This is a genomic window from Mycoplasma ovis str. Michigan, from assembly GCF_000508245.1.
GTDB lineage: Bacteria > Bacillota_I > Bacilli_A > Mycoplasmatales > Mycoplasmoidaceae > Eperythrozoon_A > Eperythrozoon_A ovis.
On record NC_023062.1, the window covers coordinates 416045 to 441582 of the forward strand.

Consider the following 25538-nt stretch of genomic DNA (forward strand, 5'->3'; position numbering starts at 1 on the left):
AAACCTAGATTTAATCTTGTGTTTGTAGATCCAATTTTTTATCAGGTAATTGTGTCTTAGAATCATCAAGCTGAACTCCTGTGGATTCTCCCTTGTCATGACTCAGTTTTAGTTTGTTTGTAGAACTATCTTTATTAAAAGAATCTAATTGGGCGAGCAAACGCCCCCCCTCGAACAGGTATATCTCTTAAAAAGTCAAAAATATTAAATTGGTTTTCTATTGTGAAGAGAGTAACTCCGTTAAGAGCTAAAAAAAATAATCCTGCAAGAGAAAATTTCAGTCTATTAGTCACAGTGGTAAATTAATTTTCAAAAATAAATTAATTTAACGATATTTTATTAAGACTTAAAAAAATTACTAATTAAAATCCTGTTTTTCTTCCTTGCGGGACTAAACTAAATAACTCCTTCTAAAAACCTACTTTAACCTAGTTGTCTTTTTCTTCTTTGAATTTAAACCCAGCTAATTCCACTTTATTTTGAATTTCTACTAATGCTTTCTTACCTAAACTTCTAAATTCTGATAACTGATCAACATTGTAAGAAATTAATTCTGCAATAGTATTAATTCCTTGATTCTTGAGAATGTTATAAGTTCTTTGGGAAAGATCCAAGTTTTCGATTGTAGATGCAGAAATTGAAGCTGGTTTGCCTATTGATCCAGCACTCATAGAAACAGAAGGTTGTGGTGACTTACCTTCTGACTCATCAATTCTAAACAACTTTACTGGTTTTTGAGATATTTTCTCAAACATACTTACCAGTATTTTTGAAGAATATCAAATAGCATCTAAAGCCTTAATAGAACCATTTGTTGCAACACTCAACTTCAACTTATCACTTAAACCATATTTGGTTGTCTTTTCTTCTATCACTCTTCAGTCAACCAATAATACAGGAGAGAAAAGAGTGTCAATAGGAATTAAAGACAAAGTATTCAATAACTCCCTGTTCTCGCTAGCACTTCTATAACCTCTGTCTATAGTGCAGAAAAGATCTAACTCAAGATTGGTTCCCTCTTCTGTAATTTCACAAAGTTTTAATTCCGGATTTACAACTTCAATACCCGGAAAGCACTCAATATCTCTAGCGTAAACAGGACCTACTGTATTTTTTCTAACTTTCAAGTAAGGTCACTTTTCAATAGGAAAATTCTTCAATTCTTCAAAGTTGACAATGTTTTCATCAGCTTTTAATACTAACTTCTTTACAGCAATTATTACTTGAGTTGCATCTTCTGCAACTCCTTTAACTGCAGAGAATTCATGAGGAAGTGAAGCGATCTTAATGGCAAAAACAGCCGGTGAAGGAATAGAACTTAAAAGTATTCGTCTTAATGTATTTCCTATAGTGTTCCCTAATCCCCTTTCTAATGGAAAAAAAGTTACAGTAGCAGAATAATCGCTTGAATTAACTAATTCTGCATCCATTTGAAATGAAGTAAATTTACTTAGACTCATGCTAAAAACTACCTAGGTTTCTTGCTAGGAGTGCAACCTCCATGTGGCAAAGGAGTCTTATCAGCTAATTCAACAATTTCAAAACCCAATCCAATAATAGATCTTAAAGCTATCTCCTTTCCTCTTCCAATTCCCTTTAAGTGTATTGACAAAGTATTAACTCCTAATTCTTTAGCCTCTTTTCCTATTTTAGTGGCAACTAAGTTCGCAACATAAGGTGTAGCCTTCTTAGTTCCCTTGTAACCTATAGTCCCTGCGCTTTCTTGCAACAATACATTTCCATCAAGATCTGAGAAGGAAATGATTGTGTTATTTATGGAAGTATGAATGTGCATAATACCACTAGAAACGTTTATTTTCTTTTTCTTGGGTTTGGCTTTTGCTTTATTCTTAACTGCCATTTCTAGACTACTTCTTACCTTCTATCTTCTTATTGGCCACAGTCTTTCTAGGTCCCTTTCTAGTTCTACTGTTAGTCTTTGTTCTTTGACCGTGAACAGGTAAATTTCTTCTATGCCTTAATCCGACATAAGAAGCTATTTCCTTTAAGTTAGTGATGTCATCGCCAACTTTCTTTCTCAAATCCCCCTCTAACAACAGTCTTTCCCTTAATATTTTTTCACTAGACTGTTCATCTCTAGAAGACTGTAATTTCAATATTGACTGAGAGAGTGAAGCTATCTCCTCCGCAGACAACTTATAGACTCTTTTTCTTTTAGTTTCTTCAAATAACTTTCTCTCTGAATCTGTTAATTTAGAGACTGGAACTACTTTATTAAGACTTCAAAACTGAATAATCTTTTCAGATGTAGTGATTCCTATTCCGTATATCCTAGTGAGAGCAATAAATAGTTCTTTTTTATCTGGAAGTACAACTCCTAATATTCTGGCCAACTAACTATTGTTATTTGTTAATAAGTCCTCCTTTTAAGTTTATTACCAATTAACCCTGTCTTTGTTTATGTTTAGCAATCTTGCAGATAACTCTTATTCTGTTTTTTCTCCTAATAATCTTACAGTGATCACATATTTTTTTAACAGAAGCTCTTACTTTCATTTGTTAGATGGTTTGCGTTTTCTTTATTCTCTCTATTATCTTACCCTTATTTAAGTCATAGAGATTCATCTCCACTATGACTCTATCTCCTTCCAAAAAATAAGAACTATATCTCTTTAGCCTTTTGGCTAAATGACACTCAACTATTTTCTTATTAACTAGTTCAACTTTTACATTTTCAGCAGTAACCATCTTAACTATTTTCCCCTCTAAAGAGAACTTATCTTCTTTTTCCATCAACAGACTAAGTTCTCTTTAATAACTCTCAAGAAGATTTCATCTCTTGCATTTCCCAAATACTAGCAGTCAAAACTTCAACATCATTTTCTCTTATCAATATAGTGTGTTCATAGTGTATTGTTAATCCTCCTTTATTTTTAATATAGACACCAAATTCATCATCTCCCAATGTTCAAGAACCATCCTCTTGCTCTATAATCATTGGTTCTATACAAATAGTTGAGTGTAGGGGAAGAACTTCCCCTTCATCTTTGTTTAACCCAAAATTATGTATTCTTGGGTGTTCATGTAATTCGTATCCAATTGCATGTCCAGTGAATTTATCCAAAAACTTGTATTTCTTTGGAAAGTATTTGTTAAAGAAAGATTCCATTCTTTCTGTAATACTTCCAGTTAATTCTCCCTCCTTTAATCCTTGAATAGACTCATAAAACAAAGCCATTGTTAGTTGTTGAAGATATCTGTGTTCAGATATCTTTCTTTCTAGCTTTTGGAATTCCGCTGGGTCTTGCCCCTCTATTGGTTCTGGATCAAAATATAGGTTAAAGGCTCCGTCTATATTGAGCCCCTTATATGTAAACCCTAAATCAATAGTTAATTTATCTCCCCCTGCAATAAAAACTTTGTCATCTGCAGGTCCGTGTACCACGCACTCATTCAGAGATAAGCAAATTATTGAAGGAAAGTCGTGATACTGATTGAAAGATTCCTGAACTCCATACTTTTCGAATTGTTTTTTAGTCATTTTTTCTACTTCTGATAGTGACATTCCAATTTTCACCTGATCAACTAAGTAATCTTTAATGGATTGTCAAATTAATCCACCAATTCTCATAAACTTAATTTCCTCCTCTGTCTTAGTATTAACCTTCTTGCCGCTTAAATTAAGTTTCATTAGAAACAAATCTTTTCTTTAAAAGATTTATAAAGATCTTCTATCTTTAATCTACTATCTATCACAAAGGTTTTGTGACCTTTGGATTGAAAGTATTCTCAAACTGGGGAAGTGAGAGAATCATGTTGCAATAATCTTTTTTTCACTAATTCAATAGAAGCGTCATCTTCTCTCCTAATTAATTTAGAACCATCTTTTGGGCAAATTAAATTTTCTGGCAATCCAAAAGAAGCATTAAACACATGTTCTTCTGCCTGACAAAGATATCTCTTACTTAATCTGGCTCAGATCTCATCTGCACTCAACCCTTCCATCTTAACTATTAATAACTCGTGATCTTTAGCTCACTCTATTAATCTTTCTGCTTGTCCTATAGTTCTAGGATAACCATCTAAAGAGATAAAAAACTTTTCTTCTTTAGATTCCTTGAAAATCCGATCTAATTCTTCAGTTACACAATTATTAACTATTTCATCACTTAAGTATTTACCTTTATGAACTCCCTCTAAAGATTCTGTTTCCTTGCCTTGTTCTGCTTTCTTTGCAAACAAGGCTCTTAAGAGTTTGCCCGCACATAATATGTGAACATTATCTCTCTCATTTAACAATTCTGAAAGAGTTCCCTTCCCCGAGCCCGGAGGAGCTAAAAAGATTATTAAAACAACCTTTTTGCTCACTTTATTGAATTTATCACAGTAAATAAGGTGAGTGTTGTCTTTCTGTTTTGTGAAGTCTAGCTTCTAGTGAGCTAAGCTCATGTTGTTGTTCAGCCTTATATTTAGTAATGATTCTAGTTGAGGTTAATTCCTCATATAGATTCAATGCCGTAGAGACTAACAAGAGAATACCTGTTCCACCAAAAGCAACCTGAGAAGGCATTCCAGTTCACATATTAAGTAAGTTTGGCATAATAGTTACTAGGCCCAAAAAAGGGGCACCAAGTCAGTTAATCTTATTCAAAACCATTCTCAAATAGTTGTGAGTCTCCTGACCTATCATAATTCCAGGTATAAATTGAGAAGACTTTTGAAATGACCTACACATCTCATCTGTATTCAATTGAACTTGGCAATAAAGAAAAGAGAACAGCACAATTAATAAAAAATAAATCATTAATCCTGTAGGGCTACCAAAAGATATATAGTTCTGAATAAATGCATTAAATCCTGGGGACGAGGATTTAGTTAGTTCTGCTATACCTACAGGAAATATCATCATAGAACCTGCAAATACTACAGGCATAATACCTACAGGCATAATCTTGATAGGAAGATATCCCAACTTTCTCTTATCAAGAATTAATCCTGCACCTGTTTGTTGAATAGGTATCTTCCTCACAGAACCAGTAATGAATACCATTAATGCAATTACCATTACATAGAAAAATAGATAAATGATGAATTTAAAGACATTAACTAATAATCTAACATTTCCAGACCCTCCTTCTAGATTCGATAGATAGTTGTAGGAAGCATAAAAGTTTTCAGGTATTGAAGAAATAATACCTGAAACTATCAAAAGAGAAATTCCATTTCCCAAACCTTTTTTTGAAATAAGGTCTGAAAAGAATAGAGAAACATAAGTTCCGGCTACAAAAATTAGAACCATCAAGACTCTTTGAAAAATATAGAGTTGACTAAAAGTTACAAATCTTCCGCCGTAATTAGCAGATTCATCAACTTTTTTTAATGTATCTGCTTTCGGAGGCTCTCATAAATGAAGGAAGCTAACTCCTTCATTATTGAGAAGATAAAGAGTACCTATAGAAGTTATGACTGCAAAGGGTAATGTTAAGAGTCTTGTGTAGAGCTCTATTTTTGCTCTTCCTAGTTCACCAGCTTTTCTTAATTCAGTTAACTTCTTAACTAAGTCATTAGACATTATCTGAATAATGATTTGAGCAGTAATGTAGGGAGAAATCCCTACAGAAAAAATACTTGCTCTTTTAAATCCTCCTCCTCCGAATAAGTTAAGTAGTTGTGCTAGTCCTGAAAAAGAATTGACTCTATGTGGATTAATTAATGGTGCCGTTATGTGAGATCCTACTTGAAACAAAAATAGGATTGAACAAGTTGCAAGAAGGGAAATAATAGTTCCCCTATTCTTATAGAAAAAGGAATGGGTGGGGATAAGCCCCATTCCTGAGAACTCCTTCTAGTTGATAGGAGAGTAAATTAGCACTCCACGAAGTGATCTTTTTCCAAAGTTATTAAGGTACTTCCACTTTGCTTTGCTCACTTCAAAACTCCCTTAGAAAAAGAATGTGCAGATATTTTAATTCCAGAAAGTGAACAATTATCCCCAATAATTTTTATTTTTCTGTCTCTAGGCTTAAGGAGTCTTAATTTTCTCATCTGAATGAAATAAAACTCTTTAATGTCAGGAAAAAACTCAAATCTTTTTAAAGAAATAATCTTTACTTCTTCTCTGAAAGCTCTGTTATTAAATCCATATTTACCTATTTTTCTGAAAAGGGGCATTTGGCCCCCTTCAAAACCTAATCTAACTGTACCAGATTTTCTAGAATTTTGCCCTTTAGTACCTCTGGTAGATCTGCCTCCAATTCCGCTTCCAAATCCTCTACCTACTATCTTTTTTCTCTGGCCTCTAGAGCCATAAGTGTAATGAAGATTAGAAAGTTCCACTTTCTATTGTTCCAATAATTCTTCTCCCTCCAAAAGTTCTTCTGGTGATTTTGGGGGCAATCTAAACAATTCCTCAAAAGTTTTATCTCTCAATTTTGCTACAGTTCTAGGAGATCTTTGAGACAGTAGTGCATGCATAGTAGCTCTCAACATATTAATTGGATTGTTAGCTCCAAGATTCTTGGAATATAGATCTTTGTAACCAGCTAAAAGTAATAGTTTTTTAATAGAACCTCCAGCTATTATTCCAGTACCTTCTTTAGCTGGCTTTAATAAAACTTTGGATGCATTGTGTTTTCCGAGGAATTCATGATAAATAGTTCCTCTACTATTCATTGGAATTTGAACAGCTGTTTTAATAGCCTTTCTGGATGCCTTACTAAAGGCAACTGAATATTCCTTTGATTTTCCAATTGCAAAACCCACTTTCCCCCTCTTATTTCCCACAGCTACTAAAACTCAAACTCTGCTTTGCCTTCCCCCTCTAGTAGTCTTCGAAACTCTCTTTACTTTAATTAATTTTTCTTCGAATTCATTTAAGTAGGAACTAAACTTTTTATCTTCTTTCTTTTTTCCCTGTTCATCTTGACCAGCAGGCTTTGGTCCAGTAAACTTACTAAATTTTTTATATTCGTAATAAAAACCTAATGGCTGTTCATCTGAAGGATAACTCATCTTATATTCGAACTCCTCCCTCTATCAGCTTTTCTCTTACTTTAGCTAAAGTCCCAGTGTAAGAATGATAACCTCTATCTAAACTGAGAGCAGAAATATTCTTTTCTTTTAACTTTTCCAACAAAGAATTAATTATCTTAGTTAGATTTTCTTCCCCTCCCTTCTTAATTCCTAATTGAAGAGAAGAGCAAGAAAACAACATTCTTCCACTCTCTCAATCTCTAACTAAAAGATAGAGATGTAAATTAGTCTTTTTGACTCTAAGAATGTGCTTTCTTCCCTCTTTTGATCTTGAGAAAACTCTCTTGGCTCTACGAGCCCGTCTCTTTTGTAATTCTGAAAGACTATCTCTAGAAATTGTGGTTTTTACTTCTTAGATTTTTCAGCACTCTTACCTGCTTTTCTAATAACTATATCTCCCTCTATTCTCACTCCCTTTAGTTTATATGGTTCAACAGGTCTTTGTTTTTTTATTAAAGCTGCAAACTCCCCTAAAACCTCTTTATTGTGTGACTTTAAAGTCACATCTTTACCGCTAGAACTTATTTCCATTTCAATATCCTTAGGAATCCTAAGATTAATATCTTTTGAATACCCTAAGGATAATACCAAGATACTATCCTTCTTAGTTACTTTATAACCAGCACCATCAATAATTAATTTTTTTTCAAATCCTTTAACTAATCCTGTAATAGCTCCCTGTGATAGGGAGTTTAAAGTTCCCTGCATCATATTAGAAAATTTAGAACTATTTGCCCTCTCAAATGAGAGTATTGAATTTTCTAATTTCACTTTTACAACCATAGGGTCATAATTAATTTTTCTTATCTTTTCTCCCTTAGAAAAAATTAATGCACTATCAGTTACTTCAAACTTAACCTCGGGAGGAAGATTTAACTTTCTATTTCCTACTCGAGACATTAAATTTAACTACCAAATGTGAGCCAAAATAATTCCTCCTAATCCTTTTTCTCTAGCCTCTTTCTCTCCCATTACTCCTTGAGAAGTTGTAAGAATAACTGTACCAAGTCCGGATAACAAAATAGGTAATTTCTTGTGAGAAGAGCTTACCATTCTACTTGGTACAGTTATTTTCTTAATTCCTTCAAAAGAAGAAACACCTCCTTTATATTTCAAAAAAACAGTACTTCTTCTCTTATTATTTTCAATTTTGGTCACAAAACCCCTAATATAACCCTCTTCCTCCATTACTCTAAGTATTTCCTCCAATAACTTAGAAGACCAAAAACTAACTTCCTTTTTTTTAGCCTTAGCCCCTAATTTTATTTGGTTTAAACCATTTGCTATTAAATCAGTTACCATGAAGCTTTCATAACTCCAGGGATATAACCCCAGCTCGCTAATTCTCTAAAACACAACCTACAAAGCATATAGTCTCTGAAAACAGCTCTGGCTCTGCCGCAACGACCGCATCTTGTGTAAGCTCTGGTCGCAAACTTTGGTGCTTTTTGTTGCTTAAGAATTAATGCTTTTCTAGCCATTAATTCTTTGCAAATGGACAACCTAAAGCCTTAAACAAAGCTATAGAAGCTTCTCTATTGTCAGAAGAATTAACTAAGCTAATATTCATTCCCCTCAACTTCTTGACCTTATCATAGTTTAATTCCGTAAAAATTATTTGTTCTTTAATACCTATATTTAAGTTACCTCTATGGTCTACAGACTTTAGCTTGATTCCTTTAAAGTCTCTAGATCTAGGGAGTGCAACTTTGAATAATTTCTCAACAAAAGATCACATTCGATCATTTCTAAGAGTTAACTTTAATCCTATTGGTTGACCCTCTCTAAGCTTAAATTCTGCAATAGAAGCCTTTGAATAAGTAATTAAAGGCTTCTGTGCAGTAATTAACTCTAATTCCTTAGCTGAAGATTCAATAAATTGTTTTTCCTTAGCTCCATCTCCGCAACCTACATTAATAACTATTTTTTGAAGTCTAGGTACTTGCATTGGAGAACTAAATTTAAATTCCTTCATCAGACTAGCCACTATTTCCTTTTTATATTTTTCCTTGAGAGCTCAGCTGAAATTACTCATCTCTAACTCTTATCAGATTTAGAAGATCTAGGTACTCTTTCTTTTTTTCCATCTTCTTTAATAACAAAAGAAGCTTTATATGCTTTTTTCTTTTTGTCATTAGTTATTAATGCCAAGTTGGAGACGTGAATAGCTCTTTCTTTTTCAATTGTTCCCTTACCTTTTTGATATCTCTTATATTTTCCTACCCCCTCAACTAAAGCTCTGCTTTTGCTCACAATAACTTCCTTGATCTTTCCCTCTTTACCTTTTAGAGATCCTCTAGTAACTCTAACTAAATCTCCCTTTCTTATTCTGTTCATTAAATTACAAATTCAGCAATTGAAACTAATTTGTTATACCCTTTTTCCTTTAACTCTCTAGTTAAAGGACCAAAAACTCTAGATCCCAATAAAGAACCATCATTCTTTAGTAAAACGCAGGCATTCTCATCAAAAGAGATAGTAGCTCCTGACTTTCTTCTAAGCTTTGATTTAGTTCTAACAATCAAAGCTTTAAACATATCTCCCTTTTTAACGCCAGAAAAAGTAGATAGTTTTTTAACTGACACCAAAACAACATCCCCAATTTCTGCATACCTTCTTTTGCTTCCTCCATAAACCTTAATAACGCCAACTTTCTTAGCTCCGGTGTTATCAGCCACATTTAACTTGGATAAAGTTTGAATCATATTAATTAACTATCTTTGACTCGGCTTCAGACAACAATACTCATCTCTTTAGAGCGGAATACGCTCTAGAACTAACTATACTTACTGTTTCTCCCAATTTAACAGATTCATTTTCAACATGAACATGCATCTTCTTATATCTAATTTTCAAAATACCATACTTTGGTATTCTGTAAAGTCTTCTCACTCTAACTATTAAAGTTTTTGGTCTTGTTGCAACCACTTGACCAACCAAAACTTTTCCCTTGACTACTTTCTTTTGTTCCATTATTTAGAATCTGCTGAAGTTGACTTGGATTGTTTCTCCTTAGCATCTTCTAAAGCAATATAGTGTGATAAATCTTTATTACTAAATCTTTCTTTTCTCTCATTAAGTATTGTTAACAATTGCGCAATTGTTCTTTTTGTCACTCTTATTAAGCTAGTATTCTTAAGAGCCCCTTGGGCTAATTGAAATCTGTATTCAACTAGTTTGATTTTTAATTTGAATAACATCTCTTTTAATTTTTCAGTCTCTAAAGCCCTTAGTTCTGTAAGCATTATTTACTAATTTCTCTATACACTACTTCTGTTTTTATAGGAAGTTTTGCCCCTGCCTTATAAAAGGTAGTGGCAACATCTTCTTTGTTTAAACCTTCAACTTCAAACAATATGGTACCTATCTTAACCGTTGCTACTCAGTGGTCTGGTGCTCCTTTTCCAGATCCCATACGAACTTCTAGTGGCTTTTTAGTTAAAGAAAGATGAGGAAAAACTCTTATTCACATCTTTCCCGATTTACCAAGTCTTTTAGATATTGCTATTCTGGCAGATTCTAACTGTCTTTCAGTAATTCAAGCTCCCTCTAGGGCCCTCAATCCTGCCGAACCGAATGAAAGATATTTATTCCCCTTTGCTTGCCCTTCATAACTAATTTTGTGGGGCTTTCTTCACTTAGTTTTCTTTGGGTGCATAGTTTCAACAAACTAATTCCCCTGAGCAATCAGGTATCTCCCTGTTTCATCTTTATAGACTCTAACTTTGTCTGGCATTGGAGAAAAGTAATTTCCGAAATAAAGACCCCTATTAATTCAAACTTTTACTCCTAGGACTCCATATGTAGTTCTAGCTATCTTATAGGAATACTCTATATTCGCTCTTAAAGTGGAACAAGGAATTTCTCCTTCTGTACAACTCTCAGATCTAGCCATTTCTGCTCCATTAATTCTTCCAGAAACTTTGATTCTGATTCCCCTAGCCCCAGAAAACATAGCTTTCTTGATAGTTCTTTTCATAGCCAATCTAATAGGAGCTCTATCTTCTAGTTGCTCTACAACTTCATTGGCTATGACAATAGCGCTAACCCCAGGATTTTTTAATTCCAAGAAAATTAACTCAATCTCTCATTTTCTATAAGTTAATTTTCTTAGTAATCTAGTTAATCTTTCCTTTTCCTCTGGTAGGTTGTATACACCTATTTCAATCAAATGAGCTGTAACTCTAATAGTTCAAATTCCCTTAAAGTCTACAAATCTATCTATTTCAACTTGGGCTAAAACACCATCTCTGCACTCTTTCTCAATTAGCTTTCTAATCTTCTCATCTTCTAGTATCCAACTAGCTGCACTCTTTCTATCTGGAGCATTCCATCTAGAGTTTCAATTCTTATTGAAACCTAGTCTTACTGAATTTGGATTACACTTTTGACCCATATCTAAATACCAGCTTTTTCTTCCTCCTTAATGTACTCCTCTATTTTTTTAGTACTTAGCTCTGCTCCCTCTTGAATCTTGGATTTAGTTGAAGGCGTTTTCAACTTTTTTGAATCTTTTGCCTTCGCCTCTTCAACTAAAGTTACTGAAAGATTAGTTAACCTATGTGTTCTTAGATCTGTTCTTCCCTTTGCTCTGTAAAAACCTCTCTTTAATCTAGTGCCCTTTGTGGCAGTACACTCCTCAACTCTTAAATTGTCTCCGCTCATAGCAAAATTATTAACTGCGTTTGCAGAAGCCTCTAATAATAATTTAAAAAGCATTTTTACAATCTTTTTCTTATCAATAGAATGAAGTATCTTATAAGCTGTTGATAAAGGCTTCTTGTGAATTAATCTACAAACATGTACTGCTTTGGTTGGAGAAATTCTAAGATTTCGATGTTTTACTCTAACTTGTTGTTTCATAACTCCAACACTAAATATTATTTCTTTTTAGCTGTTTTAGCTAAAGTATGTTGTTTGAATACTCTTGTTGGAGCAAACTCTCCTAACTTATGCCCTAACATGTACTCGTTACATTGTACGGGTATAAAGTTTCTTCCGTTGTGAACTAGGAAAGTTAATGACAAGAACTCAGGATAAATAGCACTGTTTCTAGATCAAGTCTTAATTGCCTTCTTTTTCTCTTGTTGTTGCATTTTTATAGCTTTCTTAAGTAAACTGGGAGAAACATATAAACCTTTCTTAACGCTTCTACCCATTATTTCTTAGCATTTCTAGATTGAACAATAAATCTATTGGAATATCTCTTTCGAGATCTAGTTTTAACTCCTAAGTGTCTTTTACCCCAAGGAGTTCTTGGGGCATCTCTACCAATAGAACATCTACCTTCACCTCCCCCGTGGATGTGATCATTAGGGTTCATAGCTACACCCCTAACAGTGGGTCTGACACCTAGTTTTCTGTTAGTTCCGGCCTTTCCCAATCTAACTAAATTGTGGTCAACTGCTGAAAGTTGTCCCAAAGTTGCCCTAGCTTCATTAATCACTTTTCTGATTTCTTTAGAAGGTAACTTAATGATGGTATATTTTCCAGTTAAGTCTTTTCCCAATATTTGTGCTTGAGCACCTGCAGATCTCACCATCTTTCCCCCTTCATTAGGTTTTATCTCAATATTATGTACCATCATACCTTCTGGAATTATACCAATAGGCATGCAATCACCTATTTTTAAACTAGTTCTGCTATTGCTTGACAAAACTCTATCTCCTTCTTTTATCCCCTCCGGAGCTAGTATGTATCTTTTTTCTCCGTCAGCGTAGCTGACTAGAGAAATAAAACAAGTTCTATTGGGATCATACTCAACTGTAACTACTTTTCCCAATATATCCAACTTATCTCTCTTAAGATCTATGATTCTGTATTTTCTCTTATTTTCTCCTCCCCTATGTCTTACAGTGATCTTTCCTGTATTATTTCTACCTGCGTGTTTTTTTAGTGGGGTTAGGAGAGGCTTATAAGGCTTGTAATTAGGTGTTAAACACTTCTTATAGTCAATATTTAAGATAACTCTTCTTCCTGAGCTCCTAGGTACTGTTTGTTTTATTGGCATAATAACTTGAAACTAACTTATTTTTATTTTTTCTTCTTTTTCTTGTGTTGTTCAATTAAAAATTGGTAGCATTTCTCCAAGGTATTAACATCTTTTTTGCCATAAAAACCAAAACCGCAAAAATCATCCTCTCTAGTTTTTATAAATTTTTCTCAATCTGAATTCAACTTTTGTTTTAATGGTTCTGTGATATAAGGATTTTCCTCTGGTGAACCTTCTCCATCTTGCTTAAATTCTGTTTGTTCCATAAAATCACAGATCTCTTGATCTAGCAAACATCTTTTTCCAAAACCTACATCTTCATCTGGGGCTTTTACAACTTCCGAATTAGGAAGTTGAGTGGCAATTAAATAAGGCCCAGTACCTATTGAACTACCAACAAATATTGAAGTAAGTATCTTTTTTAATAACATCTCTGGGTTATTTCACTAACTTTAAAGTCACTCTTTGGTAACATCTTTTACTTCTTCTTAGCCTTTTCTTTTTGTTGTTTAATTAAAAATTCATAACACTTCTCCAAATTATTTACATTTCTTTTTTGGCCTCTAGTTTCAAAAAAGCCAAAACCACAGAAATCATCATCTCTTTTTGCTATGAATTTTGTTCAATCTTCATCCAATTTGCTTTGTAAGGTAGGTGTAATGTATTTATTCTCTTCTTTTTTCCCTTCTGAGTCCTGCTTAAATGATGTTTCAGCCATAAAATCACAGATCTCTTGATCTAGCAAACATCTTTTTCCAAAACCTACATCTTCATCTGGAGCCTTTACAACGCCTGAATTGGGTAATTGAGTTGCTACAAAATAAGGCACAGTACCTATTGAACTACCCATTGTTAATGAAGTCAATATCTTTTTCAGTAACGTGGGGGGGACATGCTACCCTTTTAACTAAACTTTTTCTTCCTTGGCTTGTTCCTTAGGAACATCTTTAACTTCTTCTTTAGACTTATCTTTCTTTTTTGCTTTAACTGCCTTTGTGCTTTTTACCCCCTCTTTCTTAACATCCACACTTTCAGGCTCAGCTTGAACTTTAACCTCGGAACTTGTGGATGTTTCAACAGCTTCTAATTCTTTTTCTATTAAATCTGAATCCCCCTCTAGAGCTCTTTTAAGAGCGAGAAAATCTTCTCTTAAAAGTGAAACATAGGCTATCTTTTTAGACTTAGTAAAATTCTTTCTGCTCTTTAAAGTTTTTCTTGCAGGTTTAGGGTGTTTAGTTACTGTATTAACTGCTAAAGCTCTCACTCCAAACAAGGAGTGAAAAGCTTTTTTTATCATGATCTTATTTGCCCTTTTGTCTACTACAAAGGTTAATACAAATTTACTAGTAGAAGTAGAAGCACTCTTTTTATTAAAGTAGGATTCTCTAATTACATCTATTAACTCCATTTGGACAGATAACCTTCTCTAAAAGATTGAAAACCAAGACTACTGAAGGCAATTAAATCTGCCTTCATCAATTGTCTAACTGATAAAGAAGATATTCTCTCAACTTCTAAATTATTAATATTTCTAGCCCCTAATGCCAACTGTTCTGTCTTGTCTTTAACTAATAGCAATAAATTTTTAGAACTAAATTTTTCTAATTTCTTATTAGACCCCACTAAAGAGAAGAAAGAATAAACAATCTTTGTTTTATTCTCTGGATGGTTATCTAATTTCTTTTCGGAAATCGCTATTACCTTACTTTTGTTAAATGCATCTGTTCAACAAGATCTAACTGCCAGAGCTCTAACTCTTTTATTTACCTTTTTGTGGTGGTTTACGTTTTTTCTAGGACCAAAAGCAATACCGCCTCCCACAAATTGCGGGTTTCTTCGAGAACCTTGTCTCGCTCTACCAGTATGTTTTTGTCTATAAGGCTTTTTTCCACCTCCAGAAACTTCTCCCTTAGTTTTTGTATGTGGTCTAGACAATCTACTTGATTGAGCTTCACTAACAACTGTTTGAAAGATTGCATCAGGATAATAAAATTCTGGACTTCATGCAGATGAAAGATCAGAAATCAACAATTTTTGCTCTAGCTGTCCATCCAAAAGATATACATCTATGGAAGGTGAGTTAGACATAAAAAAACTTATTGATTAGAGTTGTTAACAAATAAATTCTCAGGAACTATAGGTTTTGCCTTATGCAAAGATCTCACTCTAACTAAAGATTTTTTTCTTCCTGGTATTGAACCCTTGATTACTATTAAAGATTTCTCAGCATCAATAGAGAGAATCTTTAGATTTCTTATGGTACAAGTCTCATTACCCATATGACCAGACATTTTCTTTCCCTTCCAGACTTTTTGGGGAGATCTACCTCCTCTACCTGTTTCTAGAGAGCCTTGAAATCTGTGCGGATAACCAGCACCATGTGTCTTCGGGCTGGTTGCAAAATTTCATCTTTTAATGGCACCCGTAAATCCCATACCTCTAGATATGCCTTGCACTTTGATCTTTTCTCCCTCTTGAAACAAAGATTGAAATTCAACAAATTCCCCTAATTTATATTCCCTTTCTCCGTCTCACTTAAGTTCAGTAATTTTTCTTCTTAAAGGCAAAGAATTCTTGCTAAACTGGCCTTGGACAGGTTTAATTACCTTTCTCGCTGGACATTCTTCTCCTACGCCAACAACTAAAGAGTTGTATCCAAACTTATCTTTGGTTTTTACCTCTAAAACCTGTAATGTTAAAGGCTTTAAAAAAGTTACAGGTAAATGTCCTCCGGACTCACTAAATATACTACTCATCCCAATCTTTTGGCAAATAACTTCCCTGTACATTTTCTAATCAACTAATTAACTAAAGAAAGTCTCAAATCCAAAGAAGCCGGTAGACTCATTTTTTGAAAATAAGAAAATAATCTACTATCGTATTGTGAAATAAAAATAAGTCTTCTGTGTTCCTTCTTTTGAAATTGTTCCATTGAAGGCTTATTTACATGCGGAGACTTTAAGACTGTATACAACTTAGTCTTAGTGGGTAATGGAATAGGACCTTTAATAGTTGAGCTGTGCTTCAAAGCCAACTCAACTATTTTTTTTACCCATTGATCTAATAGTCTGTAATCAAAAGAAATTAACTTAATCTTTAGAGTTGTAGACATAACAAACTAAAACAAAGTTATATTATTGAAATTAGAAACTAAGCCGGATTAGTTTAGTGGTAAAACGGCTCAATGGTAATGAGCTGAGAAGTGTTCGATTCACTTATTCGGCACCACGATAATATTCAACAAAACTTACCCTAGAGTTAATTAAAGAAGGACTAAGAAGGAAGTTTAAACTCAACAGAAGCCCCTATAGCTTCAAATTTAGACTTCAGTTCTTCGAATTGTGAAGCGGGAATATCAGCTTTCACCAAAGAAGGAGCGCTATCAACAATCTTTTTGGCTTCCATTAATCCCAGAGAAGTCAACTCTCTTACTAACTTAATAACCCCAATCTTATTTCCCCCAGCGGAAGTTAAGTGAAGATCTTTATTTACATCAGCCTTTTTTTCAGTTGATTCTTCTGCTTTTGCAGAGGAAGCTCCAGCAGAAAAGTTTGCCGCACTTACTTTAAACTCACTCTCTAATCCTCTAACCAATTCATTTAGTTCTAGTACAGTAAACCCCTTAATTTGATTTATTAAGTTTTGAGTTTTTTCTGTTAAGTTATTTTTGTTATCTTCAGACATAGAGGAAATCAATATTAATACTAGAAATTAAGTTTATTGTTTTTCTGAAATACTTTTCAGCAAAAATATTAGGGAAATTATAGGAGTCATTAGCAAATATACTAGCTTTGCATAGGCATCTTCCTTCTCTGTTCAAGAAGCAAGATATCCTTTTTGTTCTTCATTTAATAATTGATTACCGCAACAAACAACTCCCAGTTTAAGCAACTTATATTTGTTGACCAAATCTCCAAATAATTTCAGAGGAGCAATCTTCTCTGAATTAACGATCAAAATCAAATTTTGACCACTTATATTAACAGGGGTGTCAAAAACATTTTTAAATGCTCTCCTTAGTACGTTATTGGAAATAAACTTAATTTCTCCATCAAATTTCTTTACTTCCATTCTTAGTCATCTAGAAGACTTTGCTCCTAATTCACTGTAATTAAGGCTTGCAAAAGAATACGCAGACTTTAATTTTTGAGAAAGCTGTTCTACTTGATTTGACTTTATTGAGTGATACTTTCTTACTCTCATAAAAGCCTTAAAAACTCCCTTAAAACTTACTTTAACATATATAAATAGGGTGCTGAGGGTTAGATTTTAACCCTCTTTAGATAATTGAGTGGAATGGTAGGTAGCTTCTCGGCTAACTATCTTATTGTAGTTTAGTTGAGTGAGAGGAAAGTCCATGCTTACATAGTCTGAGATGACTATAGTGATTGTGTGAGTATATAAGAAATAAAACTCAACGGCTAGTTCTACTAGTTGATGGCGGAGAACCTTTCTAAATAAGCCAAAGGCTTACATGAGTAATTCTCTGTAAAGTGCCACAGAGACGAGCTTTATAGAAATATAGAGAGTGAAACGAGGCAAACCCCGCAAGTAAGAAACCTAAATATTGGTGAGGGAACTTAAGCTGAGGAAATGAACGAAGCTTAGGGATCGAATTTGATTAGATTAATTACCTACTTTTATCTGATTTACAGATAAAAACAGAACATGGCTTATTGTTTTACTTAACTCTAAAGTGCCCTAACTATTTACTGGAAAAAAATTCTTTAAATATTCTGAGATCATTGTTTATCTGGTGTTCCATTATTTGGCACTTTGCAAATTAATTTGTAATTTGTATCTTGATCTTTTTTAGTAATTTCGCAGTGCTCTTCAGAAATAAATTCTGCTTTGCCTCATTTATGAAGTCATACAGGTGAATTTCATAAATCTTTGGTTTTATTATTGTCAAACTTCATTGTTGAAATTAAAGAATATTTTCGAGTTAAGCTCTTGATTCTATTTAGTTTTTCTTTTGGATCACTACTCCTCCAATCGTAGTAATAGAAAATTGGCTTATTTAAAGCATCTTTTTTAGCGCAAACAAATAAAACAGTACTAGATCTTCCCTCTAAAGAAACACAACCCTGATAACCTGTTTCTCCCTTTTCCTCTAGTAACTTCTATATCTTTAATGCGCCTTCGCCCCCACCAGAAAGAAATATATTAATCTCTTGCTCTTTAGGGTCGCTAGCTAAAGTGAAGGGAATTGTTGCAATAACTCCTGCACCTGCAAATCCTTGTAAGATTTTTGTCAAAAAAGACATTCCTTATAAACTAATTTTTTCTGAACTGGTATTTGTGTTTCTAAACATAATAATTGTGACTAACCACCTAAATTTTATTCAGACTTAACTAAATTTATTTTGGTTTGCTGTCGGTAGAAGGTATTCTAAAAATTGCCTTTGGATTAAAAGTATCTGTCCATTTTAAGCCAACAGAATCAGAGACTTTAATTGAACATTCCTTTCTTCCGCCCTTTTCCACACAATCTTCCAGTTTAAATTTAATCGAAGAGGCCTCTTTTTCTCAAAACTTATTTTCGGTATTTGGCAACATATTCCAATTAACGACTTTGAATACATTTCCTGTACATGTAAAGTCACCATCATCACCATAACTACCATCTTTTCGGCCATCTAAACTTCCTAACCTAGCTGTTCCAGAAGGAAAGATTGTTAATCTTCATACTTTTTCAGATTTATTATCACCAGTAACAATGCTTTCTTCCAAATCAATCTCTTTTTCGCTATAATGATAAACCCCTTTTAAATAAAGTTCTTTCTCAGTAGAATCTTCCTTATCCCTGAAACCTATGAAAAGATCATAAGTATTTCTCGAGCTCTTGCAACTTAAAACTGGGTGCGAAAAATTAACTCATTGATTTTCATGAGGTTCAGATAACTTATCATGAAGTGTTAAATAAACAGATCCTCCACTACCAGCGCCTAAAATCGCAACATAACCTAATCTAGAAATTAGAGACATAAGATTAAGTTATTTTAAACAAGAAATTTAAAGTGACTTAACTATTTGTTAGAAAACAATTCATTATAAAGCTCTGAATAGTGTTTTATAGGTTTTAATTGAATCTTATTTAATATTTCTGAAGGGATATCTTCTAGATATCTTTCACTTTCCTTGGGATAGAAAATAGTATCCACTCCTCCCCTCACAGCAGAAATAACTTTTTCTTTCAATCCCCCAATAGGTAACACTTTACCTCTAAGAGTCATCTCTCCAGTCATAGCAATGTTGCTAGGAATAGGAACTTTTCTAAAAGCTGACAATATAGCTGTAGTTATAGTAATTCCAGCTGAAGGTCCGTCTTTTGGAACTCCCCCAGTAGGAACGTGCAGGTTGATATCTATATCTGATCATTTAGTATCGCTTAACTTAAATTCACTTTCATTGGCTTTTATGTAGGAAAGCGCAACATTTGCAGATTCCTTCATAGTGTCTCTGAGATTTCCAGTAAGAATTAAATTACCTTTTCCTGAGTAGTAATTTATTTCTACTGGAAGAAGATCTCCTCCATACTCTGTATATGCCATTCCATTAACAACACCTGGAATTGAAAGTTCATCTTTAACTGTATGTTCAAACTTTTCTTTTGAAAGATATTCTTTAACAATCTCTACATTAACTGTTAAAGATTTCAATTCTTTATCTAGTTCTTGTCTTTGGATGAATTTTCTAGCTATTTGTGAAAGAGACTGTCTTAAACTTCTAACACCAGCTTCCCTAGTGTACCTTTGAATAATATATGTGATGGCTTCATCAGAAAAGATTAGCTCATCACTTTTTAAACCATGTTCTTGTAGAACTTCAGAAACTAAGCTATTTTTAGCAATAGCTAATTTTTCCTTTTCTGTGTATGAAGTTAACCTAATTATTTCCAATCTATCCAGAAGGGCTTCGGGAATATTGTCTTCATAGTTAGCTGTAGCTATAAACATAACTTTTGACAAGTCAACCTCTTCCTCTATGTAGTTATCTATAAATTGGTGGTTTTGTTTAGGATCTAAAACCTCCAATAAAGCTGATAATGGGTCTCCGTGACTGTTGCTAACCATCTTGTCTATCTCGTCTAGTATCATAACTGGATTATTAACCTTAGCTTGCTTCAGTCCCTTGATAATTCTTCCCGGCATAGATCCTACATAAGTTTTTCTGTGTCCTCTTATTTCAGCCTCGTCATTTAAGCCACCCAAAGATATCTTTACACACTCTCTTTTAAGTCCTTTAGCAATTGACTGCGCTAAAGAAGTTTTTCCAACTCCTGGAGGGCCAGAAAGACAAATAATTGTTCCCTGCAAATTCTTTGTCTTCTTTTGTACAGCAACAAATTCCAAAATTCTTTCCTTAGCTTTATCCAATCCAAAGTGATTTGCATCCAATTCCTTTTTCACTTTGGCAATGGCCTGTTGATCTTTGGAACTTTTACCCCAAGGTAAAGAAATTAGTCAGTTTAGATAGTTGTGAGTAATCAAGCCTTCACTATTGGACATGTAACTTGAATACTCTAATTTCTTTAATTCTTCTCTAACTCTGTCTCTAATATATTCAGGAGCTTTTTCCTTTTTTAACCAATCTTTAAATTTTTGTAATTCTACATCTTTAGAAGCTCCTTCCCCTAACTCTTCTTTAATTACTTTCATTCTTTCTCTAAGATAAAACTCTCTTTGTTGTTTAGAGATATTCTTATTTACCTTCTTTGCAATGGAACTATTGATCTCATCTTTTTCTGCCTCAGTTAAATATTCGTAATCCAACATAAGAGTAATTCTTTTTGATACGTTTAACTCTTCCAACCATTTTTGCTTCATATCAACTCCATCTCTGTCGCTCTGCGGTCAGATGTTACACAACTGATCTAGTAATTCTGAACAAGAATCTTTAGTTGGGTTTTGACTTTCTTGGTTAAACATTTTTTTGATTTTTTCGTATCTTTCTCCCTTCATTTCGAAGAGCTCTTCGAAATACTTAAACAATTGTTCTAGATCAGATTTGTTTTTCAGAAAAGAGGCATTCTTTTCTTTTAACAATTCAAAATTAGAGAATCACATAGAACCCACATTCTCCAAGCCAGCATATTTCATTATCTTTGGGTTTTCTATCTTTACTCTCTGTAGACCCTCAACCTTAACTGTTAATGATCCATCTTTATGCTGTTTAAGAACACTTACTTTTGAAAGTGTTCCGATCTTATACAGATCTACTGGCAAGGGGAAGTCTACGTCATAATCTTTTTGAGCAATAATTATTATCTCTCCATCAAATGATGCGAGAGAACACTTAATGGAAGCTAGAGAACAATCTCTACCAACTTCAATAATGTTTTTGGAGTGCGGGAACACAACCATATTTCTAGCAACTAATAAAGGTAAAGAGCTATGCAATGCTGGTAGATTCAATTTTTCAGCCATGGCTAACCCAATTGAATTAGTGGATGGAAAATATTTCAAAGTTCATTTTAGCAGATTAAGTCTTTGATTGCTAAATTAAATTTAGAAGACTTACTGAGTAATTCCTCAGACTAAAGATTCTAGGAAATAAAATTTAAATTAATTGTTATTTCTCCCTTATATATTAGTTCTTGCAATTAAGGGACTGGGTGTATTCAATTTATAAAAGTTTTGAATTAATTAATTTGTCTTTTAGAATTTTGGCAATAAGTTAAATAGGTGTCTACTGAAATTAGAGCTTTTTCAAAAAGAAAAAAGAGCAGGGTGAATATTATTCTAACCCAACTTCCAAAAACAGAAGTTTCTGATGAAAAGTCAAAACATGAGTTACTTATTTATGTTAAAAAGGATGGAGAGTATAAGGTAGTTAGTCCCTTGGAATACTTTAAAGATGAATACCTTATGCCTGTTCTCTTAAGTCCTTTTTCCTTTCTCCCCGCAAGAGTCTTGGGAGAAAGATATTCTGTAAAGGCATATACTAAAGGGGGTGGGGTTAGTGCGCAAGCTCAAGCAATTATGTTAGCTATTGCTAGGGCTCTTCTGGAATACTATCCTGAGATAAGAGTTCCTCTAAAAAAAGCAAAATTATTAACTCAAGATCATAGAGTTAAAGAAAGAAAGAAAATTGGAAAATACAAAGCCAGAAGATCTCCTCAATTTACCAAGAGATAGTGTCCAAGGAATCAACATATGTTCCAAAAATTGGTTTTGGAACTGAGTCTTTAAGAATTATTGAAATTCTTTCTCCTTATTTAAAATCGGCTAATTCAAATAATTATGATTTCGTGGATTGTAGCTGAAAATATGGAAATGAAGCTATTATTGGATTAGCACTTAGGAGTCTAAAAAGATCGGAACAAAATTTTGAATTTACTCCATATTTTCAATCCAAAGTTTGACCTTCTCAATTTTCTGGCGGAATTGTCAAATCTCTTAAGTTTTCCCTAAGCAAGATAGGTGCGGATACTGTAATACATACATATTTCTTGCATAGACCTTCTAGCAATATGGAATTGAACTTATCTGCTTACAAACAATTAATATCTTGTAAAAATAATTCCTTAACTAAAAGAATAGGTTTATGTAATTTCGATAAGGACTTAATTAATTGATTTCATAAATTAACTGGAGTGATGCCAGATGTTGTGCAATATGAATGTTCTGTCAATAATATGAGATGAGACAGAATCTCATATTGTAAGCAAAATAACATAGAGATACAAGGTCATACTGTTTTTGGTAACTATGCCAAAAATGAGCAAAATCCTGTTTTACTGGATATGGCCAAAAAATACAATGTATCCCTTAAGACTTTATTGGCGGCTTATTTAGTAAATCTTGAAATTGTTCCTATTGTTGTTCCTAGCTCTGAAGAAGAAATAGGAGAATTAATTAAAGCTAAGGGGGTTAAATTAGATGAACAGGATTTAGAAACTTTAAAGAAATTAAATGAATACGATAATCAATCTTTTGAGACTTTGCAAATTGATTATCCAGAATAAAAACAATTAATGAGTAATAAGAAAATGGAATTATGTTTTGAAATTAGAAACAAGCAATATCTTTGTAATGTTGGGGATAGAATAATATCTGATTTTTTGAATAATGTTAATTTGGGAGATGAACTTAAATTTTCCAATGTATTGCTATACAAAGAAGAAGTAGGTAGGCCTTATATCCCTAATTTAGAAGTTAAGTGTAAGGTAATTAAGCAATTGAAGCATAAAAAGTTACATATCTTACACTTAATTTCTCAAAAAAGACACAGAAAGAGAATGGGCTTTAGGGCAAAACATACTTTATTAGAAGTTACTGAAGTTAAGAAACTTTCATAGTGTCAGTATTTAATAAAACAAAAAAAGACGAAACAGCATTCCCAGTTAAAAGTACTGTTTACAGATATTTCTTTTCAGGGACTTATATAGAAAGAGTAGATGGAAAAAATAGAGTTTTTATCCCTCTCACTTGGAGACATATTTTCAAAGACAAGTTGATTATCACTAAAAATGAAGTTGGTTGTTTAACTGTTTGAACTCCAGGATTTTTCCAATGATTCGCTTATTCAAGAATGGATGCTTGTTCAAGCGAACAAGAAAAGAATATTGTTAGAAGAATGTTTATTGGTAGCGCTACAACTCTATATGTTGATCCAAAGGCTAGAGTAACTCTACCACATGATTTATTGTCCAGTTTGGCACATCAAGATGGCGCTCTTTATTTTGTAGGAGCTGGCGATTACGTGGAAATTTGATCTAAAAGTTTATTTGAAAGTTGGAGATCAAAACAAATGCCAAAAGATATGAAACACGAAGAACTTTAATTTAGTCATTATTTCCTACTCCAACGGGAGTAGGATTGGACCAGATTAAATTAGAAAATTGGAAGATTGTGTTCACTATCCAGTACTTAAAGACCAAGTTTGTGAACATTGAATAACTTCTAAAAAAGGATTCTATATCGACTGTACTTTTGGCCAAGGGGGGCACTCGCAAGCTCTTTTAGAGTTACTTGAATCAGAAGCTTCTCTTCTGGGAATTGACATTGATCCTGATTGCTCATCTGTTGGTCTGGAATTATCCCGGAAAGACTCGAGATTTCATTTTGAAAATATAAATTACAGTTCATTGCATAATTATTGAATTAAAAATAAACTGCCAAAAGCCTCTGGAATCCTGTTTGATCTAGGTTTTTCTACTGCACAACTAAAAGATCCAAGCAGGTCTTTTAGTTACAATTCCAACTCTTCTGCTCTAGAACTGAGATATGGATTGGATGGAACAAGTGTTTATGAGATTCTCAATGAATACACTGAACATAAGCTCAGTTGAATCTTTAAAAATTATGGAAATATAAAGGAATCTAAAGATTTGGCTCTAGCCATAATTAGAGAAAGGAAAAAAGCACCTATTAACAACACTGAGCAATTAAAGTCAATAATTGAAAAATATAGGATTTTTCAAAGAACTAGATACAACAAAAATCAAATTAAGCTATTATTCCAAGCCCTAAGAATAGAAGCAAATAATGAATTAGACAATTTAAAACATTCATTGGAAAAAGTCAAAGACATTCTAGAAGTTGGGGGAAAGTTGTTAATTATTACCTTTCAATCTTTAGAAGATGAATTGATAGAAGATTGAAGGAGACAATATTCCCGACCCATAAAGATTCCTGATATTATGGAGACTATACCTCCTCTTTTTCAGATTAGCCCTGATTCTCCTATTCTTCCTAATAGAGAAGAAATAGAGTTAAATTGAGCCTCGAGAAGTTCTAAATTATGAGTTTTTACAAAACTAAGAGATTAATTTGTTTTGTTACTTATTTATGGTAAATATTTAAAACTTAGTTTTTTATTTAGTTAAAAAATTGAAACTTATGAATCTATGTGTCTTTTATTTAATACTATACTTCCCTACTTATAAAAATTCTTAAAAATAACTAACCTTTTCTCTTCACTAATCATCATCCACTACTACTCAATGTTTGACCTGACTCCCCATTAACAACTTCCAAATTAGACAAATTAATTTCTGGCTTAAAAGAATCATTACGTAAATTGGAAGCTACCATTAATCCACCTCCCCCAGCAACTATCATAGGCAAGAAATATTTAACAGACAGCATCATAGACTAAAGAAATAATTTTTAAACCCTAAAAGATTTTATATTTAAATTAATTTTTTTGTGAATAAGTTAATTAAGCAAGTTAAATTTACCGATTTTATTTTATATATCAAAACCAATTAACTACTTTAATTAACTTATAAAACTTATCTAAGGTTTTAATCTACTTTTACTTACCTGAGCCTTTGTATCCTGGAAATGGTAATTCAGTAATAGGACGGATAGTACTACTATCTGCAACAAAAGACTTATCCAAAGTTCGACTACCGCCTTCACGAGCTGACCATTGGTTAGCCGCTGTAAATCCGCCAAAAAATATACCTATCATAGGCATGAAATATTTCAAAGGTAACATCATAGTCTAAAAAGGTAACTAATTAAACTTACTTAGATTATATATGAGAAACATTTAATTTCAAATATTTGATTTACCTGAAACAAATGAATTAAATATTTGA

The 25538-nt window shown here is 33.1% G+C and carries 44 protein-coding genes, 1 tRNA gene and 1 other RNA gene; 7 read left to right on the forward strand and 39 right to left on the reverse strand.

Translation table 4 applies throughout. The features are described 5' to 3' along the window. Positions 1-10: 10 nt before the first annotated feature. The 31 genes from MR07_RS04400 to rpsJ form a co-directional block, all read right to left on the reverse strand. Entirely contained in the window at positions 11-160 is a 150-nt protein-coding gene (locus MR07_RS04400) for a hypothetical protein (protein WP_024071277.1), read from the reverse strand. A gap of 268 nt (positions 161-428) precedes the next feature. Further along, the gene (gene rpoA / locus MR07_RS02285) at positions 429-1460 is read right to left on the reverse strand and encodes a DNA-directed RNA polymerase subunit alpha (RefSeq protein ID WP_024071278.1); all 1032 of its coding nucleotides are present in this window, start codon (positions 1458-1460) and stop codon (positions 429-431) included. An 8-nt stretch (positions 1461-1468) separates the two neighbouring features. Beyond that, positions 1469-1861 carry a 30S ribosomal protein S11 gene (gene rpsK, locus MR07_RS02290; protein ID WP_024071279.1) on the reverse strand — a complete coding sequence of 131 codons (393 nt, stop codon included), beginning with the start codon at positions 1859-1861 and terminating at the stop codon, positions 1469-1471. Positions 1862-1868: 7 nt separating this feature from the next. Beyond that, entirely contained in the window at positions 1869-2354 is a 486-nt protein-coding gene (gene rpsM, locus MR07_RS02295) for a 30S ribosomal protein S13 (RefSeq protein ID WP_024071280.1), read from the reverse strand. Between the two features lie 49 nt (positions 2355-2403). Beyond that, positions 2404-2517, reverse strand: a complete 114-nt coding sequence (gene rpmJ, locus MR07_RS04155; protein WP_014858614.1) for a 50S ribosomal protein L36 — start codon at positions 2515-2517, stop codon at positions 2404-2406. A gap of 3 nt (positions 2518-2520) precedes the next feature. Further along, entirely contained in the window at positions 2521-2754 is a 234-nt protein-coding gene (locus tag MR07_RS02300) for a translation initiation factor IF-1 (RefSeq protein WP_043901190.1), read from the reverse strand. Positions 2755-2761: 7 nt separating this feature from the next. Then, complete coding sequence (locus MR07_RS02305) at positions 2762-3652, reverse strand: M24 family metallopeptidase (RefSeq protein WP_024071282.1); 891 nt, start codon at positions 3650-3652, stop codon at positions 2762-2764. Beyond that, a complete protein-coding gene (locus MR07_RS02310; RefSeq protein WP_024071283.1) occupies positions 3652-4329 on the reverse strand; it encodes an adenylate kinase family protein in 678 nt (225 codons plus the stop codon). The genes MR07_RS02305 and MR07_RS02310 overlap by 1 nt, the downstream gene beginning before the upstream one ends. A 10-nt stretch (positions 4330-4339) precedes the next feature. Then, positions 4340-5791 carry a preprotein translocase subunit SecY gene (gene secY / locus MR07_RS02315; RefSeq protein ID WP_024071284.1) on the reverse strand — a complete coding sequence of 484 codons (1452 nt, stop codon included), beginning with the start codon at positions 5789-5791 and terminating at the stop codon, positions 4340-4342. A gap of 35 nt (positions 5792-5826) precedes the next feature. Beyond that, positions 5827-6297, reverse strand: a complete 471-nt coding sequence (gene rplO, locus MR07_RS02320) for a 50S ribosomal protein L15 (RefSeq protein ID WP_024071285.1) — start codon at positions 6295-6297, stop codon at positions 5827-5829. Between the two features lie 3 nt (positions 6298-6300). After that, on the reverse strand, positions 6301-6972 hold the full coding sequence (rpsE, locus tag MR07_RS02325; protein ID WP_024071286.1) for a 30S ribosomal protein S5: 672 nt from the start codon (positions 6970-6972) through the stop codon (positions 6301-6303). 1 nt (position 6973) lies between these two features. Next, the gene (locus tag MR07_RS04500) at positions 6974-7330 is read right to left on the reverse strand and encodes a 50S ribosomal protein L18 (RefSeq protein WP_075047540.1); all 357 of its coding nucleotides are present in this window, start codon (positions 7328-7330) and stop codon (positions 6974-6976) included. An 8-nt stretch (positions 7331-7338) separates the two neighbouring features. After that, a complete protein-coding gene (locus MR07_RS02335) occupies positions 7339-7893 on the reverse strand; it encodes a 50S ribosomal protein L6 (protein WP_024071288.1) in 555 nt (184 codons plus the stop codon). A 9-nt stretch (positions 7894-7902) separates the two neighbouring features. Further along, positions 7903-8295 carry a 30S ribosomal protein S8 gene (locus tag MR07_RS02340; RefSeq protein WP_024071289.1) on the reverse strand — a complete coding sequence of 131 codons (393 nt, stop codon included), beginning with the start codon at positions 8293-8295 and terminating at the stop codon, positions 7903-7905. Further along, on the reverse strand, positions 8289-8495 hold the full coding sequence (locus MR07_RS02345) for a type Z 30S ribosomal protein S14 (protein WP_456093669.1): 207 nt from the start codon (positions 8493-8495) through the stop codon (positions 8289-8291). Before MR07_RS02345 ends, MR07_RS02340 begins: the two co-directional genes overlap by 7 nt. Next, positions 8474-9028, reverse strand: coding sequence for a 50S ribosomal protein L5 (rplE, locus tag MR07_RS02350; protein ID WP_024071291.1), 555 nt, complete (start codon positions 9026-9028; stop codon positions 8474-8476). Before rplE ends, MR07_RS02345 begins: the two co-directional genes overlap by 22 nt. A 2-nt stretch (positions 9029-9030) precedes the next feature. Beyond that, positions 9031-9330, reverse strand: coding sequence for a 50S ribosomal protein L24 (gene rplX, locus MR07_RS02355; protein WP_024071292.1), 300 nt, complete (start codon positions 9328-9330; stop codon positions 9031-9033). Further along, positions 9330-9698, reverse strand: coding sequence for a 50S ribosomal protein L14 (gene rplN / locus MR07_RS02360; RefSeq protein WP_024071293.1), 369 nt, complete (start codon positions 9696-9698; stop codon positions 9330-9332). Before rplN ends, rplX begins: the two co-directional genes overlap by 1 nt. 1 nt (position 9699) lies before the next feature. After that, positions 9700-9966 (reverse strand): uS17 family ribosomal protein, encoded by a 267-nt coding sequence (locus MR07_RS02365; RefSeq protein ID WP_024071294.1) that lies wholly within the window; start codon positions 9964-9966, stop codon positions 9700-9702. After that, positions 9966-10238, reverse strand: coding sequence for a 50S ribosomal protein L29 (gene rpmC, locus MR07_RS02370; protein WP_024071295.1), 273 nt, complete (start codon positions 10236-10238; stop codon positions 9966-9968). The genes MR07_RS02365 and rpmC overlap by 1 nt, the downstream gene beginning before the upstream one ends. Next, positions 10238-10651, reverse strand: coding sequence for a 50S ribosomal protein L16 (gene rplP / locus MR07_RS02375; protein ID WP_024071296.1), 414 nt, complete (start codon positions 10649-10651; stop codon positions 10238-10240). The genes rpmC and rplP overlap by 1 nt, the downstream gene beginning before the upstream one ends. A 12-nt stretch (positions 10652-10663) precedes the next feature. Further along, entirely contained in the window at positions 10664-11389 is a 726-nt protein-coding gene (rpsC, locus tag MR07_RS02380) for a 30S ribosomal protein S3 (protein ID WP_024071297.1), read from the reverse strand. A gap of 2 nt (positions 11390-11391) precedes the next feature. Then, the gene (locus tag MR07_RS02385) at positions 11392-11856 is read right to left on the reverse strand and encodes an uL22m family ribosomal protein (RefSeq protein WP_024071298.1); all 465 of its coding nucleotides are present in this window, start codon (positions 11854-11856) and stop codon (positions 11392-11394) included. A 17-nt stretch (positions 11857-11873) separates the two neighbouring features. Further along, entirely contained in the window at positions 11874-12152 is a 279-nt protein-coding gene (rpsS, locus tag MR07_RS02390) for a 30S ribosomal protein S19 (RefSeq protein ID WP_024071299.1), read from the reverse strand. Further along, positions 12152-13003 (reverse strand): 50S ribosomal protein L2, encoded by an 852-nt coding sequence (gene rplB, locus MR07_RS02395; protein WP_024071300.1) that lies wholly within the window; start codon positions 13001-13003, stop codon positions 12152-12154. The genes rpsS and rplB overlap by 1 nt, the downstream gene beginning before the upstream one ends. A 23-nt stretch (positions 13004-13026) precedes the next feature. Next, positions 13027-13416, reverse strand: coding sequence for a hypothetical protein (locus MR07_RS02400; RefSeq protein ID WP_024071301.1), 390 nt, complete (start codon positions 13414-13416; stop codon positions 13027-13029). 47 nt (positions 13417-13463) lie between these two features. Then, positions 13464-13850 (reverse strand): hypothetical protein, encoded by a 387-nt coding sequence (locus MR07_RS02405; protein ID WP_043901192.1) that lies wholly within the window; start codon positions 13848-13850, stop codon positions 13464-13466. A gap of 42 nt (positions 13851-13892) precedes the next feature. Beyond that, positions 13893-14393: a 50S ribosomal protein L23 gene (rplW, locus tag MR07_RS02410; RefSeq protein WP_024071303.1), complete on the reverse strand. Its 501-nt coding sequence runs from the start codon at positions 14391-14393 to the stop codon at positions 13893-13895. After that, entirely contained in the window at positions 14384-15073 is a 690-nt protein-coding gene (gene rplD, locus MR07_RS02415) for a 50S ribosomal protein L4 (RefSeq protein WP_024071304.1), read from the reverse strand. The genes rplW and rplD overlap by 10 nt, the downstream gene beginning before the upstream one ends. Positions 15074-15081: 8 nt before the next feature. Then, entirely contained in the window at positions 15082-15774 is a 693-nt protein-coding gene (rplC, locus tag MR07_RS02420; RefSeq protein WP_024071305.1) for a 50S ribosomal protein L3, read from the reverse strand. Between the two features lie 11 nt (positions 15775-15785). Next, entirely contained in the window at positions 15786-16097 is a 312-nt protein-coding gene (rpsJ, locus tag MR07_RS02425) for a 30S ribosomal protein S10 (protein WP_024071306.1), read from the reverse strand. Between the two features lie 42 nt (positions 16098-16139). Here rpsJ and MR07_RS02430 point away from each other — a divergent pair. Then, positions 16140-16213 (forward strand) — tRNA-Thr (locus MR07_RS02430). A 45-nt stretch (positions 16214-16258) separates the two neighbouring features. Here the strand turns inward: MR07_RS02430 and rplL are convergent. Both rplL and rplJ read right to left on the reverse strand, forming a co-directional pair. Beyond that, positions 16259-16669 (reverse strand): 50S ribosomal protein L7/L12, encoded by a 411-nt coding sequence (gene rplL / locus MR07_RS02435; RefSeq protein ID WP_043901276.1) that lies wholly within the window; start codon positions 16667-16669, stop codon positions 16259-16261. Positions 16670-16702: 33 nt separating this feature from the next. Further along, positions 16703-17188 carry a 50S ribosomal protein L10 gene (gene rplJ / locus MR07_RS02440; protein WP_024071308.1) on the reverse strand — a complete coding sequence of 162 codons (486 nt, stop codon included), beginning with the start codon at positions 17186-17188 and terminating at the stop codon, positions 16703-16705. Positions 17189-17280: 92 nt separating this feature from the next. Between rplJ and rnpB the strand changes: the two genes are divergently transcribed. Further along, positions 17281-17666: RNase P RNA component class B (gene rnpB / locus MR07_RS04160), an RNA gene on the forward strand. Between the two features lie 46 nt (positions 17667-17712). On the opposite strand, the gene MR07_RS02445 is transcribed toward rnpB, so the two are convergent. The 4 genes from MR07_RS02445 to lon form a co-directional block, all read right to left on the reverse strand. Then, positions 17713-17904, reverse strand: coding sequence for an FHA domain-containing protein (locus MR07_RS02445; RefSeq protein ID WP_024071309.1), 192 nt, complete (start codon positions 17902-17904; stop codon positions 17713-17715). Between the two features lie 204 nt (positions 17905-18108). Next, a complete protein-coding gene (locus MR07_RS04405; protein WP_024071310.1) occupies positions 18109-18252 on the reverse strand; it encodes a hypothetical protein in 144 nt (47 codons plus the stop codon). A 94-nt stretch (positions 18253-18346) separates the two neighbouring features. Then, the gene (locus MR07_RS02450) at positions 18347-18973 is read right to left on the reverse strand and encodes a hypothetical protein (protein ID WP_024071311.1); all 627 of its coding nucleotides are present in this window, start codon (positions 18971-18973) and stop codon (positions 18347-18349) included. 41 nt (positions 18974-19014) lie between these two features. Beyond that, on the reverse strand, positions 19015-21414 hold the full coding sequence (gene lon, locus MR07_RS02455; RefSeq protein ID WP_024071312.1) for an endopeptidase La: 2400 nt from the start codon (positions 21412-21414) through the stop codon (positions 19015-19017). A gap of 258 nt (positions 21415-21672) precedes the next feature. On the opposite strand from lon, the gene rpsI reads away from it, so the two are divergent. From rpsI to rsmH, 5 genes are read left to right on the forward strand one after another with little or no spacing between them, the layout of a single operon-like run. Continuing rightward, positions 21673-22125: a 30S ribosomal protein S9 gene (rpsI, locus tag MR07_RS02460; RefSeq protein ID WP_024071313.1), complete on the forward strand. Its 453-nt coding sequence runs from the start codon at positions 21673-21675 to the stop codon at positions 22123-22125. Further along, entirely contained in the window at positions 22125-22955 is an 831-nt protein-coding gene (locus MR07_RS02465) for an aldo/keto reductase (RefSeq protein ID WP_024071314.1), read from the forward strand. The genes rpsI and MR07_RS02465 overlap by 1 nt, the downstream gene beginning before the upstream one ends. Positions 22956-22964: 9 nt before the next feature. Continuing rightward, positions 22965-23288, forward strand: a complete 324-nt coding sequence (rplU, locus tag MR07_RS02470; RefSeq protein WP_043901193.1) for a 50S ribosomal protein L21 — start codon at positions 22965-22967, stop codon at positions 23286-23288. Next, entirely contained in the window at positions 23288-23773 is a 486-nt protein-coding gene (locus MR07_RS02475; protein ID WP_024071316.1) for a division/cell wall cluster transcriptional repressor MraZ, read from the forward strand. Before rplU ends, MR07_RS02475 begins: the two co-directional genes overlap by 1 nt. A 58-nt stretch (positions 23774-23831) precedes the next feature. Then, the gene (gene rsmH / locus MR07_RS02480) at positions 23832-24761 is read left to right on the forward strand and encodes a 16S rRNA (cytosine(1402)-N(4))-methyltransferase RsmH (RefSeq protein ID WP_024071317.1); all 930 of its coding nucleotides are present in this window, start codon (positions 23832-23834) and stop codon (positions 24759-24761) included. Positions 24762-24894: 133 nt separating this feature from the next. Here rsmH and MR07_RS04280 read toward each other — a convergent pair whose 3' ends face one another. Together MR07_RS04280 and MR07_RS04410 are read right to left on the reverse strand one after the other, a co-directional pair. Next, positions 24895-25083 carry a hypothetical protein gene (locus MR07_RS04280; protein WP_144079561.1) on the reverse strand — a complete coding sequence of 63 codons (189 nt, stop codon included), beginning with the start codon at positions 25081-25083 and terminating at the stop codon, positions 24895-24897. A 166-nt stretch (positions 25084-25249) separates the two neighbouring features. After that, positions 25250-25414, reverse strand: a complete 165-nt coding sequence (locus MR07_RS04410; protein WP_158432925.1) for a hypothetical protein — start codon at positions 25412-25414, stop codon at positions 25250-25252. Between the last annotated feature and the right edge of the window lie 124 nt (positions 25415-25538).